Below are 16,201 nucleotides of genomic sequence, written 5' to 3'. Positions count from 1 at the left end.
AGAGTGGCACTGTCGATTACTTAGGGTCGATAGACTTAACAAATTGTTGCACGGGCTGCGGTAGAGCGGGCACAAAAGTTTTTCTAAAACCCTTAACATCAAATACTCGCCACAAAATACCCACCGCCACCGTCAAGAAAAATAACGCTCCCAAAAAATTGAACGCACCAGACAAAAAACTGCTATTTCTTTTTTTCGGTGGCGTAATATTTTTCATCCGATATACAGCCGGCTCGTAATCTCTAGACTCCTCGCGAATGCGCGGCGGCTTTTTGGCGCGCGGAGTCGCACTGCGGTTCCCAGTGAAACCCGTGTGATTAGTTTTAGTAGAAGCGATCGGCGAATTCAACTCAGAAGTGCCGCGCATCCCCGTGAACTTGCTAGCAGAAGTCCCGGTTTTACCGACAGCAACATCCTGAATTCTGCTGTTAGAGCGCTGAGTCGATTGGCGATCGGCGAGGGTACGCATCAAACTTTGCAATTGCTGAGTCACCGCCGGCGGGCGTTCCCCTTTCCTCGCCCAATTTAACAGCATAGCCCCGGTAATCCCGCAGAGATTCGCAGCCCCGACAGAAGCCAGCCGCTTCAGTAGAGGCTGGCTGTTTGACACAAAAATCAACAAAGCCTCCGGGTGTTCCTGAGCCAAACCGTAAACGCACTGAGCCGTCGCCACCACGAGCATTGCTTGCTTGCTTTGATTTTTGATCGAAGGTTCAAGACCTCGGTGCGTCTCTTGAGCGTCAGTTGCAATCCAGCCGCTTTCGGCAAAAAAGCGCATAAATTCCTTAGCGATTTGTTCGATAGCCGGTTCCACCGCTTCGCCGGTAAGACGATCTATTTCGTCGTACACTACTTCCGGGATATAGCAAGTTCCCACCTTGGCATATTCTTGCCACACTTGGGTTCTGCCAGCCATCAAAACATCTGCATCAAAAGTTACCAATATAGGAGGAAGTTGATTAGCCATGACTTTATCCTAGATGTTCAGATAAGTTATTTAAACTCGATCGAGTTTAAACAAATTTTGGGTTGTTCAAAAATCTACTTTCGGTAAAAAATAAATTGCTCGGGGCCGCGCCCTTAATTGGAGATTAGTAGTTAGGAATACCGTCGCCTTCAGTTCCCCAGTTCGATCGCCCAATTCCTAGATTTGACTAATTTACTGCAACGCCAGAGTCTGTTACCAAAGACCGGCGGCTGCTGTTAGTTCCCGATTCCCAAACGGCCGGCCAAAGCCGGAGTCAAGGGTAAAAGCGCAGCAATCATCAAAAACAAAGCTAGCAAACCCAAAGCCGCGCGAGCGTCATCAGGCTCAGTCAGTTCGTTGAGGCTCGGCCGCTCCAGATTCCGCTGTAAAATCAGAATCACGATCGCCCAATATAGAGCCAAGGGATTAACTAAAGAAGCGATCGCCAGCACTACAAACGTCGCCAAAGTCGCGCGACTGGCAATTTTGCGGCCGTAGATTGCTTGTATAATTCTACCCCCATCCAACTGTCCTGCAGGCATCAAATTAAGCGCCACGATTACCAAGCCCAACCAACCGATAACTACCAGCGGGTGAACGTCAACAATCGGCTGCAGCAAAGCCGAACCCAACACCACTTTTGCCAAAGCCCCCACCAAAACCGAGCCCTTGAAATATTCTGCAGGAATTTGAAACAAACTGCCGGGGTGAGAAAGCAGCAAACCTGTAATCAGCATTAGGAGAGAAACTATTCCGCCAGCCGCCGATCCGGCAAAAGCGATATCAAACAAAACTTTACGGTTGGGAAGCAGCGACTCAAAACGTTCGATCGCCCCAAAAGAACCTATTTGCAAAGTTGGTATAAAAAACGGCCAACTCAAGCCAACATTGTATTGATTTGCTACCACTCGGCGAGCAATTTCTCCCGAGCCTAAAACCGCCCAAATTCCCGCCGCCACTGGCAGAACTTCTAGATATCGATGCGGCGAACCAAAGAAATCGAAACCTAGCAGCAAACCGCCAGTTTCCAAGCTAGTAGCAATTGTTGCCAGCAGCAGCACGACTGCTAGGATTTTTTGAGATACGGTAGTTGGCTGGGGGTCATTTGTGCTTGGCAAGATAATAACTACCGGCTTTTCGTCCTGATTGTCTACTAAAAATAGGCGGTAGCGATCGTTTAATCTTGCTTGCAAACTTGCGGTCAAACGCGAGTGTACTTGTTCGGGGTCTCCCCGGAGATTGCCTTTCAAGATTACGCCATCTTGATAGGGAATTGTTTCTGTGGCAAAGAAAGTATCGATGCCAAAAATGCCTTGAATTGCCTTGAGGTCTTCAACAGGAACGGGAATTATTTCTACTTCATTGGTTCCTGGTGACGAGGTGACGGTTTTAATCGTTTCTTTGGCTGATGTCGGCTGCGAGTCGGGGGGCGAGAAACCATCGGTTTGGGGCTTTTCTTGGGCAGTATCGCGCGACTTTAGCACTGCATCCAAGGCAGCCTGACGCAATTGCCGGCCCAGATAAATGTATAATCCTGTGGATGCCACTAGCAGCAACAATACTGCCACTAGATTGAGGTAAATCCCGGCGGCGAACAAACCAAAGAACAGCAGCCAAGGAGTCATCAGCGCCACTGACTGCAACCAAGCCAAAATTCCTAGTTTGCCTCGATCTCTGGCGCGATAAAATCCCCAACCCAGAATTCCCACAGAAAGCAATAAGAGTGCAATTGTTGCCGTATTGTCCGATGCAATTAGTGGCATTCCGGTTGCTTGGGCTAATAGGGGCTTTAATCGATCGATCGCGGTGTCGTAGGGCAATAGCATTAAATCTTGGGGAATATACAATATATTTGCTGGGATCATTATCCAAACCTGTCGGAAACTAGCCTGAACTAAGGATAACTCTTGAGGGCTACTCGGCCCACAACAGCGGTCGCTGTTTTAACTTTGCCAGCGACAGGCTATTGACACGATGGTCTTTTTATGATAATACACCGACGGCGACCAACAGATGCGGAGATGAGTAGTGTCGATCGGGAAGCGGGAAAATGGGTAGCAGTTGGGCCTGCGGGACTTTTTTACAGATTTGACTTAGTGCGGGATGACCGAATTCGGAACAAATGCAGGACAAATAAGGTTTGAACCAGTCTCGCCATTCAAATCAAAAACGGCTGAAAGTATTGCTGTGTATAGTGTTGTTTTAACGGGTACGGCAGGACTTGAACCTGCGGCTCGCTGCTTAGAAGGCAGCTACTCTATCCAACTGAGTTACGCACCCAACTCAAAAATTGCTAACAACATTATTGTATCGGTGCAGTGTGCGATCGAGCAAGTAAATATCTGATAATTTATGCAGAAATCGGTTTGAACTACAAAAATAGGGCATCAAGGGCGATCGCCCTCAATGTCAAAAACCGAGACGATAGGAGCGATCGTATTACCAAAAAACCAGATCTAGTCTCTGGATTTGAGTCACAAGTCGATCCTCAGCGACTAACTTGTCGCTCAGGAGCGATGTTTGGTAACATTCGGCTCAACTTGATATTTGATCAAAATGTGGTAGAACTAGGAGTGAAAGACTCAGGTGCAAATCCCTGATGGTACGGAGCCAATATATAAGGTTCCTCTACGACATCAAAGCAAAATAGTCGATCGCCCGATCGGTACGATCGCGAAAATCAAGCGTTGCCAGTACAGCATTCCCTAGTGCGCGGGGAATTTTTTCCTTAGTGCATTAGTTGAAACGCCAGGGTTGAGAAACAATCTCAACTGAGAAATTTGTTAGCATTAGTTAGCAAAAAAGGATCGCAACGCTTGAGGAGGGCAATCCTGCTAATGTAAGTGGACTCATTAAATCAAGAATCCCCAAACCTAAAGGCTAGGGGAACGTCACAAGCACAGCACCTCGGCCATGACAGGAGTCAAATCGCAGTGTCATGTTTATTCTGAAACGGCAGGACGTTGAAATAACCAATTATCAACATCCAAAACGGGATCAACAAATTCCCATTCTCAATTATCAGGGGCAGACTTTTCGCCTGATCAGCGCCTTCAACGGCAAACAAGCAGAAGACGCCAGAGCCTTGTGGCGGGACTTAACCGACAATCGAGGCAAAGCCTGCGTTCTGCTAGAAGAGCCGGATAGGTATAGCGTCTGGGGAAAAGTCCGTTTAGATCAGCTTGCGGGTGAAGAACAAGCAGGTACAGAATCTGCATCATCACCGCTGTTCGCGCAGGGTTGCCTGCTGCTGCTCCAAGCTGTTTACTTCGATGTAGAAGACCTCTTAGGCGCAAGGCAAGCCGCATCGTTTCAGAAAGATATCGCCAAGATATTTCAGCAGGGCAACTTCCCCCAGGCAGACTCGGCTGATGCGATCAAAAATTGGCTGACCGTTAGTCCCTTGCAAAATCATAAGGTGCCCCCTTGGCAAGAGCAACATCTCAAAACCTTATTGCAAGAACTCCACCGTTTGGGCAAATCATATTTTGGCGATACGGGCTTCGCTGAGGGAGTGAGCGATGTACTGCAAGATATGCCAGCACCGGATCGCACTCAATTTTTAGATTGGCTGAAACAATCAGCCCTCAACAAGTTATGGATTGCAGCATAAACAATCTTTGACAATTGCTCAGACAATTGGCAGCAGATAATTAAGCTGAGATAATTGCACTGTAGGGGCTACGGGATATACAGGTGGGAATGCCAACTTGTACGAACAACAAAAGTGTTGAGTCGGTTTTGGTGCCACCTACAGTCTAGCAATTTAACTAAATTTCGATCGCAGTCCCCACCCACAATCATCGATCTGATTGGGGTAGTGCGAAACAAAAACAACAGAGACAGCAACATTTGAGGGTATGATTTCAGAGATGGATTTGGTACTGTAAAAGCCTTAATGGTGAAGACACAGACCTTACTTCTATCATTTATTATTATTTCCGGACAAAAGATCGACTAACAACTAATTCCTCGAATTAGTAAATAGATATTATTCTTGCTTAGTCTTTCTCTTAGTGTACGAGGGCAAAAATCCCGACGGCACGCTGAGGACGCCAGTTTTTCCGGGAGCGTCAGACAAAGGTTATGTGGCGAAAGAATCCTCATCTACAATCACAAATTGAGATGGGGTGGGTTCAACCGCTAGTTAGGTTTCGTGAAATCCCTATGAGTAGCACTTCAGAAAAGTCATCTACATCTGCATCTTTACTGTCAGCTCAGACCCTAGTAATTGTGGGCATTGTCTGGGCTGTAATGGCACTGCTGTTCTTTTTGCTGTTCAGCGTCCCCCTCTCACCAGAAGAGGGCTTACCTCTTTGGTACTCGATCGGCACCTATGTTTTTGAATGCGGAGCATACCTAGGAGCAGCTTTAGTTTGTTTTAGAAACTGGCAAAGCCCGCACATGGTCAGCGGGCGCAACGTTTGGCTGGGCATTGGTCTAGGGATGCTCTTCTATTTTATAGGCGGAGTGCTGTTCGGGATTTGGGAACTCTATTTCGAGTTAAACCCGGACGTTTCCCCAGCCGATGCCTTTTATTTGGGCAGTTACGTGCTACTGATTGGGGGCATGGTTGCCGCCGTGACTTCAAAGCGGCTGAATTTAGAAATTTGGCAGTGGGGTTTGTTAGCAGGAATTGCAGCCTTCGGGATTGCTGTAGCTATCTGGGTTGCGGCACCAGACTCTTGGAGAGCGCAGCTAGGAATGGCTCCGCCACCGAGTTTAGAAATATTGACAGAAACCGATCCAGCAACCCAACCAACAGCCTCCGCCCCTGCTTTGGATTCGTCCAAGTCAAAGACAAAAGGAGCGGCTGCGGCGGCTGCTGTAGAGGCACCGGAAGAAGCAGTAGAACCAACTAAAGCTCCAGCATGGGTTGTAGCACTTGACAAAATACTGTCGCCTTACGCCTATGCAATCAATTTGTTTTACATCGTCGGGGACGTTTTTCTGCTGATTATCGCTACTGCACTGCTGCTGGCGTTTTGGGGAGGACGTTTTTCGCAATCTTGGCGAATGATTGCGGCTGCAACTTTTTCGCTTTACGTCGCAGATATGTACTTTAAATGGCGCGATACTCAGGCTGAGGGTAGTTATCAAAGCGGTAGTTTGCTGGAAGTCTTTTTTGTTTTCAGCGCCATCCTGTTCGGAATAGGAGCTATCTTGGAACATGACATCTCAACCCGTTCTCGCCAGAGCAGGCGGAGTCGCCGCGCTGCGTAGCGATTGGAGACTGGGATGTCCGAAACAAGAGATGGGGAGGCGAAAGCTTTTTTACGCTGGCCTGCCTCTCTCAACTTGAAATCACAAATGAAAAATCACAGTTCGCCGATCGCACTTCCTGGGTTTTTTCACATTTTTTTGCTGGAAAACTTGGCATGACGCCTACAAAACTCTCCGATTCAGACAAACGGGAACTCCTGCGGCTGTACCGACAGTCGGACGAGAATACTATCACTCTAGCAAAGCGCTACGGAGTAAGTAGTTCGACAGTCAGGCGCATCATTCAGGGCGCTTTGTCGGAGTCGGAATACGAATTTCTAGTCCAGCAAAAACAAAAGCGTTCCTCCACCAGCAGCACAGTTTCTGAGCCGAAAGATGAGACTGCATCCCCGGCTGCTGAGGGCGAAACCGATCCTGCAGGTGTCCCCCTGTCGGAGTCAGTCCCTGTCCCGAAATCAGCCTCAAATTCGAGGCCGACTCCGACAAAGCGTTCTTTATCAAATGCCCAGTCGGATTTGGTTTCGGCTTTGCCAGATACTACTTTATCAACCGATGTCGATCGCAGCGACAGCGCTGCTGTGACTGGGGAACAGCAGCCTGTGCTTTTAGAAGCAGAAAAGGTGGCGGGTGAAGATTTTAGCGATTTCGAGGAAGATGAGGACGATTTAGATGAGGACGATTTAGATGAGGACGACGCGGACGATTTAGACGATTTCGACGAAGATTTAGAGGATGAAAATTCTCTCTTTGAAGCCAGCCTGCTGGGTTCGATGTCGGGGGATTCGAGCGAGTTTCGGGCTACTGGGGTGATTCAAGTTTTGCCTTTAAGCGAAGCATCTGTACCCCAAATTTGCTATTTAGTAGTCGATCGGGCGTCCGAGTTAATCACTAGACCTCTGAAAGCTTTTGGCGAACTCGGTCAAATTCCGGCGATCGAAATTCGCGAAAAAACCCTGCCAGTATTTGACAATCACCGAGTAGCGCGCCGATTTGCCACTCGCAATCAAAGAGTTTTCAAGATTCCTGACGGCCGGATGCTGCAAAAAGCTGCGCCTTACCTGCTAGCCAAGGGAATTACTCGGCTGTTGATTGACGGTCAGGTGTATTCAATCTAAGCATTCAGCAAATTAACTTAATATTCTGCCGTGTCGGAGTCCTGTGAATTTGCCTGAAAGTTGGAACGCGAACCTTGGGACTCAGAAAGGTTCCACAGCGGTTGCAGCAGCGCACCGCCGATCAGTCCTGCACTAATACTCGTCGCCAATACTAATCCTACGGGCATTTGTATGGATTTAAAAAAGATAAAGTTTAAGGATACTGGGGCGGCGTTCTGTACTGAGATTATGCCGATCGCGCCGGCCAAAATTGCTAATAAAAAACTAATGGCGAGCTGAGGAATTGTTTTCATAAAAGGCTTGACAAGCTAACAATTTAACTGATATACTTATTGTATAATAGAAATCTGTGTCAAAATATTATTTTTGCAACCATCCCATTATTAAATAATATACAATAAAATATCAGGAAAAGTCAAGTAGATACTAAAAAAAATGAGGTTTTTTTTAAATATTTAAACAAATAAAAATAAACTGTAACAAGTCGGACTGTATTGCAAGTATAGCCTTTCTCAGAAAGATGAGGTACTATGCGGCATTGGGCATAAGGCATACGTCACGACGCTTGAGAAAGGCTATATATGACTGGCCGAGCAGTATCGATGATTAATTTTAGTTGTTTTAATAGGGTGCGTCAGTTGTAAAATCTTGGCTAAACACAGATCGGATCATTGCTGACGCACCCTACGGACTCAAGCCCTAGATGAGGTGCGCGCTGCGCGCACCATACAATCTCAAGGCCTAGGGAAAAAACCCCGCATTGGAATAGGTGAAAAATTAAGCAGGTTCTAAATGGGAAATAACCTTTTCCATGTATTCAGCAACTTTGGTTTCTTTTTCCACAGAATTGGTTTCCATGTAAACGCGCATCAAAGGTTCGGTTCCCGAAGGCCGCAGGAGTACCCAACCGCCGTCTTCTAGATAAAGTTTAATACCGTCTTTGCGGCCGATTTCCTTAACGCCGATACCCGCTATTTCCGTGGGGGGATTCTTGGTAAAAGAATCCAAAACGGCTGCTTTGTGGGCTTCCTCTAGGTGCAAGTCCAAGCGTTTGTTGTACAGGGGGCCGTCGGCTTCTTTGATGGCTTCTTCGACTAGCTGAGAAAGCGGTTTGCCTTCGTAGGCGATCGCCTCAGCAACTAGCATATCAGCCAAAATCCCGTCTTTTTCGGGGATGTGACCCAAAACGCTCAAACCGCCAGACTCTTCGCCTCCAATGAGCACCGCAGTTTCCCGCATTTTTTCGCCGATGTATTTAAAACCGACTGCGGTTTCGTAGATTTTTAAACCGTATTTGGCGGCCATATTGTCGAGCAAGTGGGTAGTTGCGACGGTACGGACGATCGCCCCAGTCAAGCCTTTATTCTTAACCAAGTGGCGGCCCAAGAGCAACAGCACAGTGTTGGGAGTTAAGACATTTCCCAACTCATCAACAATACCAAAGCGATCGGCATCGCCATCGGTGGCCAAACCTAAATCAGCCGAATCCTTTTTAACAGATTCCACCAACTCGACTAACTGTTCGCCCTTGGGTTCGGGCATTCCGCCACCAAACAGCACGTCGCGGTAGGTGTGAAAACTTTCGACATCACAGCCGCAGTGTTCCAAAACTTCGTCAAGATAACCGCGAGAAGTCGAATAGAGAGCGTCGTACTTGACCTTTAACTTAGCAGAGCGAATCCGCTCCACATCGATCGAGGCATAAAGAAACTTCAGATATTCGGGTTTCGGATCGAAAGTGGAGATTTTATCGTTGTGGCTACCGATTGCTGGCGCATCAGAAGCACCAGCAATATTTGCCACAATCGTATCGGTAATTTCTGGGGTAGCCGGGCCGGCGTAGTCGGGGATGTATTTGATGCCGCAGTAAGGTGCGGGATTGTGCGATGCGGTGAACATCAAAGCGCCTGCGGAGTTTAGATGCTTGGCGCTGTAGGCGATGACTGGTGTCGGACAATCTCGATCGACCACAAGCACAGTCCATCCCAAATCTGCCAATATTTCCGCCGACGTGCGGGCGAACTCGTCTGCCAAAAAGCGGGTATCGTAGGAGACTAGAACTGGGCGGTCTTTGGTGTAAGCAGTTTCCAGGTAACTGGCGATCGCCCTAGTGACTTTTCGCACGTTGGCAAAAGTAAAGTCACGGGCAATCAATCCTCGCCACCCATCGGTTCCGAACTTAATTTCTGTTGAATTGCTGGCGCTCATTTTATCACTTCCTCTCGTCCTACTAATCCTACCCGAAGGCATAGCCTTAAAGACGTAGTGGCCGCGGTCTTTTTGAGGTGCGCCGAAGCGATCGCCAGCAAGAATCCCCGCGCCAAGCCCAATCAACCCGATCCTATCCTTGTGTGAGCCCGATCCGACTTTTGGCAGAGGACTCGAAGCAGCTAGAGTTGGTAAAATCTGATATTGGGCGGGCTAGTTTATCTAAATTCGGGTTTTGAAAGCTGGTTGGGCGATCGAATAGACGGGGAAAAATTGCGGGCGATTCATCAAAAAACCCGGAATCAATTAGTCCGAGGGCGATCGCGAACTGTCACATAAATTTTACTATCATCATAAATTTAATTATTTATTTATAAAAGCCTCTCTTAGAATGTGTTAGTGTTTTCTCACAATCGCCAGGCTGAAAATAATTTTCTTGCTTCACCGAAATCAATTAATCAAAGTTATCGTTAGATTGTGATGTAGGGTAGATTCTTTGAGAAAGCAGGGATGGACAAAAACGAGCCAAAACAAAGACTAAAAATTTAAATCAGCAGTTTTTTTGAGGTCAACTAAACTTTAATTGTCAGCTTTTAAGACAAGTTGAATTTATTTTCAGCCTTTTTTACAACAAAAAAATGGGTTTAAAGCATCCCCCTTTTCAGCAAATAGTTCACAGCAAACAGTTGACAGTTCGAGAAAAGAATTAAGGTATATAGCGGTTATCAAAAAAGTGAGGTAAGCTTTTAGGTTCTATGCCCTGCGCGGGCCGATGCCCTATGCCGCATAGTACCTCCTATGATAGCACAGAAAGGCTATAGCAGTTCTATCTCTCATAGGAGGTATCCCTCAGTTGAACAATTTCTCAATCCCCAAATCCCCTAATCTAAAATCTAAAATAGACTGATGAGGTATCCCTCAATTGATTAATTTCTCAATCCCCAAATCCCCCAATCTAAAACCTAAAATCTAAAATTCTTACTGAGCGACTTGCACACTCGCGTCTTGTGAACCCGCGAAGTCGAAGCAAGTCTAAGTGAGCCGAAGTATCTAAAATAGATTGACTCCTCACCACGCTTGAAAAAGGCTATGAAGATCGCCGTCTCCCTGTGATCCAGCGCACAATCAATAGCGCTATTAACGTACAATCTATAAAAGATGCAGGCAGTCAAGCTAAATAGCTTATAGTTTTAAGCACAATGGCAGATGACTTTTAGCCTCAAAATGGAGAAAATTGCAGTTAACAACTTTAAAAATCAGGAAATCGAGCGGGTGCGACTTTATCACAAAACGAGGTTTATCATGACAAGTATTTCACAACTATATTTGAAGTCTTTATCAGCAACCGACGAGATTCAACAGGGCGACAGTTTTGTAACACGGGGTATGAATGAATCTGACATTCAAAAAAATCCCGAGGCGGGGGGTGTTAATGTTTCTTCCTTAGCAGTTAGCTGGGCAAAAAAATATTACAATACAGTCGAAGCACGAGAAAAACAAACGTCGCGGCAAATTCCCCACAGCCCGCAGTCAAATAACTTTGATGAAAACCGAGCCCAAATTGTTGACAAATTGATAGATACCCTAAAAGTAGGTAGCGAGATAGCTTGGAATAAAGTAGAAGCTATTTTAGGGGGACAAATAGAGCAGCAGGCGATCGATGCGAGCTTAATCGATCGTGAAGAAATTGTGGCCGACACTCGCGCTTTATATCGCAAAGCAATAGACGCTTACGGCGATAGAGAACCAGCTTCTCGTTTGTCAGTGCTGGTGGGAAAAGATATTGTCAAAGTGAGGCGGAAATACTCACAGAGAGATTCCTTAGTGCTAGGATTTGTGACGTTGGAGTTTCAATATACTAGCAGAATCTTGTTAGGATGTCTTTCGGAGTCAGAGCGATCGGAATTTACACCCTACTTAAAAGTTGTAGATGACTACCTGCACAGTCCCTACGGAGAGATTAACGAGGCTGCTGCGAATCAGCCACCGAATTCAAAAGCTATGTTAGCGGTTCAGCATTTGTTGCAGCACGCGACTCAGATTGCTAGTGCAGTGTACGATCGCGCTAGTTCCCAGCATCAAGGATACCGCAGCAGCAGCGGTTATTTGAGCGATCGCGATGTAAAAAATTCTAGTATCCGGGATGTCGAAATTTTTCAAAGCTATTTGTGTTGGTGCGTTTTGGAAGAAAGCATTGGCCCGGTACAGCAAGAATTGTTTCCAATGTGCGTGATGCTTTACCCAAAACTTCATGTAAGTTGGGAGTTAGTGCAGGATATGCTGCTGATTTTGTTTTGGGAAATATCCGATCGGCTTCCTGCTGAAGATTTAATGGTATTTTTACCTTACTTGCGGACTGTGACAGAGATGTTTTCCAGCGATGTCTTTGATAATTAGTCCGTTATTAGTTGGCAGTTGTTAGGAAAGCAGTTGGTTGTTGGTTGTTGGCAGTTATTGTCAAAATTTAGCAACAGGTTATTTGAAAGAGAAAGCTGCGACGGCCAAACATCCCCAACCGACAATAAAAGCAACTCCGCCCAGCGGCGTAATGGCACCCAGCCATTTGATGTCAGTCAAACTCAGGGCGTACAAACTTCCTGAAAAAACGATCGTGCCGGCAATAAAAGCCCATCCAGCCACTGCAAAAAAGGTTTGAGACTCTGGGGCGCGGCTTAATAGTAAAGCTACGAGCAATAGAGCTAGGGCGTGGTACATTTGATATCGGGCTGCAGTTTCAAAAATTGCTAAAGCTCGATCGCCCAAGTGACTTTTCAAAGCGTGGGAGGCAAAAGCACCGCCTGCAACGGATAAACCTCCGAAGACGGCTGCTGTTGCGAGGAAAATGCGCGTTAAGATTAGTGATGACATAATTTAACCATCGTTGAATTTTATTTAAGTTTACGTTTAGTCCTGGACGCATTGGGGTCAAAAAACCGGTTTTTTTTAGGAAAATACTTCGTTGGAACATCGCAGATTTGATGAAAAACCCGGTTTCTGACCGCCCGTGCGTCCAGGACTGTTTATGCAGCCTCGGTCAAAGTCCTGACACGCAAAACTTCATTAGACATCAACGGTTCAATTTGCGACTCAGCTAAAGTAATTACAGCTATAGTTTCACCTAAAGCATTAAAAACTTCAAGACTGTAGCCATCCTCATCGGGGTGGGGATGATGCTCAACAATAGTGGCAATATCTCCTCGACAGAGTTTGTACTTGGGTACATCTGTTCGTAATGCTACTCTTTTAAACAAGGGAAATTTCATTTTATACCTCCTTATTGGGATATAGGGTAATAAACTTGGTTTTTTGGGATGGAAACTCAGTCATCCAAACAGTCACTACTCACAGGCTTATGCCGTTAGGGCCAGTTAACGTGCCGCGAATTTCATACTTATTACCATAGCGCGTTTGTTCGGTTGGTGTTGCATCCAGAGGCAAAATTTGTTCTCTTAAGTCTTGTTCTAGTTGTTGCCATTTGTCTAGGGTGTAATTGGCTCGTGCAAGAAACAAAGATTTATCATCTTCTACTAAGAACTTGAGCAAGTATTGAGTTATTTTTGCTTCAGTAATAATGGTATCATTAGGTAGTTTCATTTACTTAATTTTGTAATATTAGTACGGTCAATTTAAAATTATATATTTAAAGATCGATAGCACTTCACAAAAGAAAAGAGATCGCCCTTTTTTACCGCAGATAAACATGGATGGAATAAGGACGATCGCGTATATTGTTATAGCAAGAAGTTTCACGGTTGGGTGGGGGCGGGTTTGTCAAGATTATTTGTGGGTGGCATAATCGAGCGGCGAACCAGCCCCTACAAATTTATCCTCATATTTTACAGGCATTGCAGGTTGGGTTCGCCTAGATATTTGACACCGATCGACAAATTATAAAAACCAGCCCTAACCCACCAACAAATGATGCAAACTAGCCTGACAATTCTCAGCTTATCTGGTGTAGCGAAAATTTCTTATCAAGATTTCCTCATTATAAATGGTATGTTTGCTCCTCTGTTACCACACACTATAGTACCTGTAATTTGTCTACCATCCAAGCTCACAGAACCACTATATCTTAGTAATGCTAAATTCCCAAACATAGCAATTGCTTCAAATTGAGTACCTGAAATTCGACTATTCGTAATATTGTTATATCTCTGATAAACACCTGAAAGTATTAGCTGGCTCCCATTTTGACGGATTGTAATTGGAGAATAACCAGTTCCAAGTTCTGGCGCTGACAAACAGGAATTATTTACATCATTGGATAAGAACTTAAAACTCCCAGTCTCAATTACCCATTCGCCTGTAAGATTAAGTTGTCTAGGCTGATTTGTATCTCTAGGTGGTCTATCAGTTTGATTCGGGAATTGATTAGGAAGGTTTCCTCTATTCTCAGAATACTCTTGAGCAAAGTTCATTACACAGACTTTTCCCACACCTGCTATAGATGAGTTACCACAACCTACTCCCATTAATCTAAAAGTTGAATTTAGAAAGTTTTTTCTATGTCCACGACTAGCTTCCCAGTAATCGAGCATCAAGTTCATTACAATAAATTCAGGTGACAGACCAGCACCAATGTTTTCCCATACACCCGTATTAGAACCATAGCGATTTCCTCTATCAGTTGGACTACTACCATCTCTTCCAGTGTGACTTATCTGGCTAAAAGATGTAGCAACTGACTGCTCGCGAGCATGATCGGCTGCTGCTGAACCAAGTCCATTGGATGTACGAAGTGTTGGGATTGGAGAAGTTCTTTTAAGGACACTAATTGCTTCATCAAATGCTGCTAAGTCTCCAAACACACCAAATCGACTATTTTGCCCAGGAATTTGGAAGGATCTGGTAGCAGGATCGTATGTTTGTTTGACTCTTTGCAGCCAATCAGCATAAGCAGGAGGATTCTCTCTAGCTCGGTTAATTTCGGAAATCATTCTCTGCTCAAATGCTGAACTATTTTGAGCTAATACTACTGATACTTGCGTTACTTGAAATGTGGTTATAGCCAGAAAAACTAAAGTTTGACGCATGAGATACTCGCTGAATTTTATAAATGAGTTACCGGAATTTGTTCGGTTTTTTCTGGGGATTTTATTTGGGGCACGATCGCAAAAGTAAAGCGGGCAACCACGGGGGGATTGCCCCTACCAATGGCGATCGCCCTTTTTTGGTAAGGGCGATCGCCTAAATCGCAAAGCTATCTGATAACTAGATTCAGATGATGATAAAGTTTGTCGCTGTCAAGGGAGTATTATCGTGAAAGATTGTGATAATATTCCCTGAACTGAGAGTGATTTTAGAAAATTTTTGCCCAGGAATAGGATTGCCATTCGGATCGTTTACTGGGCCATTGAAGAAGTTTCCCGGTGCGCTTAAAACAGCGGCTCCGTTGTTAAAACCAAGGCTACCAGCCAACTGTATTTTGTCATCAGCTACCACAAAATCCGCGATCCGATCTTCACCGCTTGTCGCCTCAAAGATAAAGGTGTCGCTGCCAGCGCCTCCTGTCAGGTTGTCATTGCCAACACCTCCACTTAGGCTATCATTGCCAATGCCGCCGTTGAGTATGTCATTGCCATCCCCACCAGTTAGGCTATCATTACCACCACTACCATTAAGGTTGTCATTGCCAGCACCTCCCATCAGGCTATCATTGCCAGCCACACCGTTGATGTCGTCGTTACCGCCTAAACCGTTGAGAGTATCAGCCAAATCTGTGCCAAGGACTTTATCATCTCCCTCAGTTGCGGTAGTTGGCGTTGAATCTTGAACGGTAAATCCCTCAAATTTGTAACCAACATCTGCAAGTAATGCCAAATCAACTTTGGTGGGGATGAAGGCATCAAGATTGCCGTCACCTAGAAGGGACGGTAAACCACCACTACCAACAATACTCAGTGGATGGGATAAGTCGGGAACTGTACCGTAAGCGGGGTTAATAGGAATTGGATTGCCTTTATTCTGGGCTTTAGCATTTGTACCAGTAAAGGAATTGGCAACCGTTCGGGCGCTAAAAATTGGTACTGACGCATTAACTCCCAGAGCGTGTTCTATCTCATGAGTGGCAAGGATAAAAAGGTTTCCAAGTGCTCCATCATTATTACTAAAATCAAATGGAGTTGGGTCAGCAACGGCTGCATTACTAAATGTGATACTAGCTACAAAAGGTTCATAATTAACCCCATTGACCCGATCGGGGAAAACATCGGAAAAACCTTTTTCATTAGTAAAACCACCCTGGGCCGTATAGCCAGCAGCGCTCGAAGGAGGTTGAGTGGCGACAAAGATTAGTAGATCGTCGATCTCCTTGTCTAAAACAACCTTAACCCTCTTATTTGCTCCTATTGGATTTTGAGGATCATTTACCCAGAACTCGGTACCAGCGGGAACATTGGGAAATTCATCTTGGATAACAGCTTCCCAGTAGTCGGCTGCTGCTTCCAAAGTAGCTTTGCGGTTGGGACCATCAATGGGATCGCTGAAGAATCCATTGGTATCAAATCGATAGTCGAATGTGATATTGAAAGTGCTTACCTGAGACGGAGCACTAGCACGACCTTCAGCTTGACCAATAGTTTGGTAGTGTTCCCAAGCACTTTTTACTTTGCTAGTCACAATCGCTTTGGCAGCATCGTTATTATTGACCAGGTAGAACTTTTCATCGAATGATGCTGGTGCCGGA

General features: G+C 45.5%; 17 protein-coding genes and 1 tRNA gene. 8 read left to right on the top strand and 10 right to left on the bottom strand.

Annotated elements, in window-relative coordinates:
- Window positions 1–16 precede the first annotated feature (16 nt).
- The 3 genes from QUA97_RS01695 to QUA97_RS01685 all read right to left on the bottom strand — a co-directional run bounded on the left by QUA97_RS01695 (window position 17) and on the right by QUA97_RS01685 (window position 3,247).
- Window positions 17–967 (bottom strand): PIN domain-containing protein, encoded by a 951-nt coding sequence (locus tag QUA97_RS01695; protein WP_194068072.1) that lies wholly within the window; start codon window positions 965–967, stop codon window positions 17–19.
- Between the two features lie 236 nt (window positions 968–1,203).
- Entirely contained in the window at window positions 1,204–2,730 is a 1,527-nt protein-coding gene (locus QUA97_RS01690) for a site-2 protease family protein (protein WP_228050062.1), read from the bottom strand.
- 443 nt (window positions 2,731–3,173) lie between these two features.
- A tRNA-Arg gene (locus QUA97_RS01685) sits at window positions 3,174–3,247 on the bottom strand.
- Between the two features lie 86 nt (window positions 3,248–3,333).
- Here QUA97_RS01685 and QUA97_RS01680 point away from each other — a divergent pair.
- The 6 genes from QUA97_RS01680 (at window position 3,334) to QUA97_RS01655 (ending at window position 7,305) form a co-directional block, all read left to right on the top strand.
- Window positions 3,334–3,567 (top strand): hypothetical protein, encoded by a 234-nt coding sequence (locus QUA97_RS01680; protein WP_194068063.1) that lies wholly within the window; start codon window positions 3,334–3,336, stop codon window positions 3,565–3,567.
- Complete coding sequence (locus QUA97_RS01675) at window positions 3,554–3,676, top strand: hypothetical protein (RefSeq protein ID WP_333192472.1); 123 nt, start codon at window positions 3,554–3,556, stop codon at window positions 3,674–3,676. Before QUA97_RS01680 ends, QUA97_RS01675 begins: the two co-directional genes overlap by 14 nt.
- Before the next feature lie 229 nt (window positions 3,677–3,905).
- Complete coding sequence (locus tag QUA97_RS01670) at window positions 3,906–4,580, top strand: Npun_F0813 family protein (RefSeq protein WP_194062548.1); 675 nt, start codon at window positions 3,906–3,908, stop codon at window positions 4,578–4,580.
- Window positions 4,581–5,134: 554 nt separating this feature from the next.
- The gene (locus tag QUA97_RS01665; RefSeq protein ID WP_333192468.1) at window positions 5,135–6,190 is read left to right on the top strand and encodes a hypothetical protein; all 1,056 of its coding nucleotides are present in this window, start codon (window positions 5,135–5,137) and stop codon (window positions 6,188–6,190) included.
- Between the two features lie 15 nt (window positions 6,191–6,205).
- Window positions 6,206–6,349 carry a hypothetical protein gene (locus QUA97_RS01660; protein WP_333192467.1) on the top strand — a complete coding sequence of 48 codons (144 nt, stop codon included), beginning with the start codon at window positions 6,206–6,208 and terminating at the stop codon, window positions 6,347–6,349.
- Complete coding sequence (locus QUA97_RS01655; protein WP_194068061.1) at window positions 6,346–7,305, top strand: hypothetical protein; 960 nt, start codon at window positions 6,346–6,348, stop codon at window positions 7,303–7,305. Before QUA97_RS01660 ends, QUA97_RS01655 begins: the two co-directional genes overlap by 4 nt.
- 17 nt (window positions 7,306–7,322) lie before the next feature.
- Here the strand turns inward: QUA97_RS01655 and QUA97_RS01650 are convergent, their stop codons facing one another.
- Window positions 7,323–7,598 carry a lipopolysaccharide assembly protein LapA domain-containing protein gene (locus tag QUA97_RS01650; RefSeq protein WP_194068060.1) on the bottom strand — a complete coding sequence of 92 codons (276 nt, stop codon included), beginning with the start codon at window positions 7,596–7,598 and terminating at the stop codon, window positions 7,323–7,325.
- Between the two features lie 484 nt (window positions 7,599–8,082).
- Window positions 8,083–9,513, bottom strand: coding sequence for a phosphoglucomutase/phosphomannomutase family protein (locus tag QUA97_RS01645; protein ID WP_194068059.1), 1,431 nt, complete (start codon window positions 9,511–9,513; stop codon window positions 8,083–8,085).
- Between the two features lie 1,206 nt (window positions 9,514–10,719).
- Between QUA97_RS01645 and QUA97_RS01640 the strand changes: the two genes are divergently transcribed.
- Window positions 10,720–11,910, top strand: a complete 1,191-nt coding sequence (locus QUA97_RS01640; RefSeq protein ID WP_333192461.1) for a hypothetical protein — start codon at window positions 10,720–10,722, stop codon at window positions 11,908–11,910.
- Window positions 11,911–11,988: 78 nt separating this feature from the next.
- Here QUA97_RS01640 and QUA97_RS01635 read toward each other — a convergent pair whose 3' ends face one another.
- The 4 genes from QUA97_RS01635 to QUA97_RS01620 form a co-directional block, all read right to left on the bottom strand.
- A complete protein-coding gene (locus QUA97_RS01635; RefSeq protein ID WP_194068058.1) occupies window positions 11,989–12,381 on the bottom strand; it encodes a DUF423 domain-containing protein in 393 nt (130 codons plus the stop codon).
- Window positions 12,382–12,533: 152 nt separating this feature from the next.
- Entirely contained in the window at window positions 12,534–12,776 is a 243-nt protein-coding gene (locus tag QUA97_RS01630; protein WP_194068057.1) for a DUF4926 domain-containing protein, read from the bottom strand.
- Between the two features lie 79 nt (window positions 12,777–12,855).
- On the bottom strand, window positions 12,856–13,107 hold the full coding sequence (locus QUA97_RS01625) for a DUF6883 domain-containing protein (protein ID WP_228050057.1): 252 nt from the start codon (window positions 13,105–13,107) through the stop codon (window positions 12,856–12,858).
- 380 nt (window positions 13,108–13,487) lie between these two features.
- Window positions 13,488–14,549 carry a CAP domain-containing protein gene (locus QUA97_RS01620; protein ID WP_333192455.1) on the bottom strand — a complete coding sequence of 354 codons (1,062 nt, stop codon included), beginning with the start codon at window positions 14,547–14,549 and terminating at the stop codon, window positions 13,488–13,490.
- A 23-nt stretch (window positions 14,550–14,572) separates the two neighbouring features.
- On the opposite strand from QUA97_RS01620, the gene QUA97_RS01615 reads away from it, so the two are divergent.
- Window positions 14,573–14,707 (top strand): hypothetical protein, encoded by a 135-nt coding sequence (locus QUA97_RS01615; protein ID WP_333192453.1) that lies wholly within the window; start codon window positions 14,573–14,575, stop codon window positions 14,705–14,707.
- Between the two features lie 26 nt (window positions 14,708–14,733).
- On the opposite strand, the gene QUA97_RS01610 is transcribed toward QUA97_RS01615, so the two are convergent.
- On the bottom strand, window positions 14,734–16,201 hold a 1,468-nt coding region (locus QUA97_RS01610; RefSeq protein WP_442922471.1), incomplete at its 5' end, for a calcium-binding protein.

This window comes from Microcoleus sp. CZ3-B2 (assembly GCF_036705055.1).
GTDB lineage: Bacteria > Cyanobacteriota > Cyanobacteriia > Cyanobacteriales > Microcoleaceae > Microcoleus.
The sequence above is the reverse complement of the archived record's forward strand: the minus strand, read 5'-3'. Positions and strand labels throughout refer to the sequence as shown.

Bases quoted from the DNA above. Each gene is read 5' to 3' on its own strand.
- QUA97_RS01645 (WP_194068059.1), bottom strand. From the start codon at position 9,513: ATGAGCGCCAGCAATTCAACAGAAATTAAGTTCGGAACCGATGGGTGG.
- QUA97_RS01620 (WP_333192455.1), bottom strand. From the start codon at position 14,549: ATGCGTCAAACTTTAGTTTTTCTGGCTATAACCACATTTCAAGTAACG.
- QUA97_RS01625 (WP_228050057.1), bottom strand. From the start codon at position 13,107: ATGAAACTACCTAATGATACCATTATTACTGAAGCAAAAATAACTCAA.
- QUA97_RS01660 (WP_333192467.1), top strand. From the start codon at position 6,206: ATGTCCGAAACAAGAGATGGGGAGGCGAAAGCTTTTTTACGCTGGCCT.
- QUA97_RS01615 (WP_333192453.1), top strand. From the start codon at position 14,573: ATGAGTTACCGGAATTTGTTCGGTTTTTTCTGGGGATTTTATTTGGGG.
- QUA97_RS01690 (WP_228050062.1), bottom strand. From the start codon at position 2,730: ATGCCACTAATTGCATCGGACAATACGGCAACAATTGCACTCTTATTG.
- QUA97_RS01630 (WP_194068057.1), bottom strand. From the start codon at position 12,776: ATGAAATTTCCCTTGTTTAAAAGAGTAGCATTACGAACAGATGTACCC.
- QUA97_RS01665 (WP_333192468.1), top strand. From the start codon at position 5,135: ATGAGTAGCACTTCAGAAAAGTCATCTACATCTGCATCTTTACTGTCA.
- QUA97_RS01695 (WP_194068072.1), bottom strand. From the start codon at position 967: ATGGCTAATCAACTTCCTCCTATATTGGTAACTTTTGATGCAGATGTT.
- QUA97_RS01635 (WP_194068058.1), bottom strand. From the start codon at position 12,381: ATGTCATCACTAATCTTAACGCGCATTTTCCTCGCAACAGCAGCCGTC.
- QUA97_RS01640 (WP_333192461.1), top strand. From the start codon at position 10,720: ATGACTTTTAGCCTCAAAATGGAGAAAATTGCAGTTAACAACTTTAAA.
- QUA97_RS01670 (WP_194062548.1), top strand. From the start codon at position 3,906: ATGTTTATTCTGAAACGGCAGGACGTTGAAATAACCAATTATCAACAT.
- QUA97_RS01655 (WP_194068061.1), top strand. From the start codon at position 6,346: ATGACGCCTACAAAACTCTCCGATTCAGACAAACGGGAACTCCTGCGG.
- QUA97_RS01650 (WP_194068060.1), bottom strand. From the start codon at position 7,598: ATGAAAACAATTCCTCAGCTCGCCATTAGTTTTTTATTAGCAATTTTG.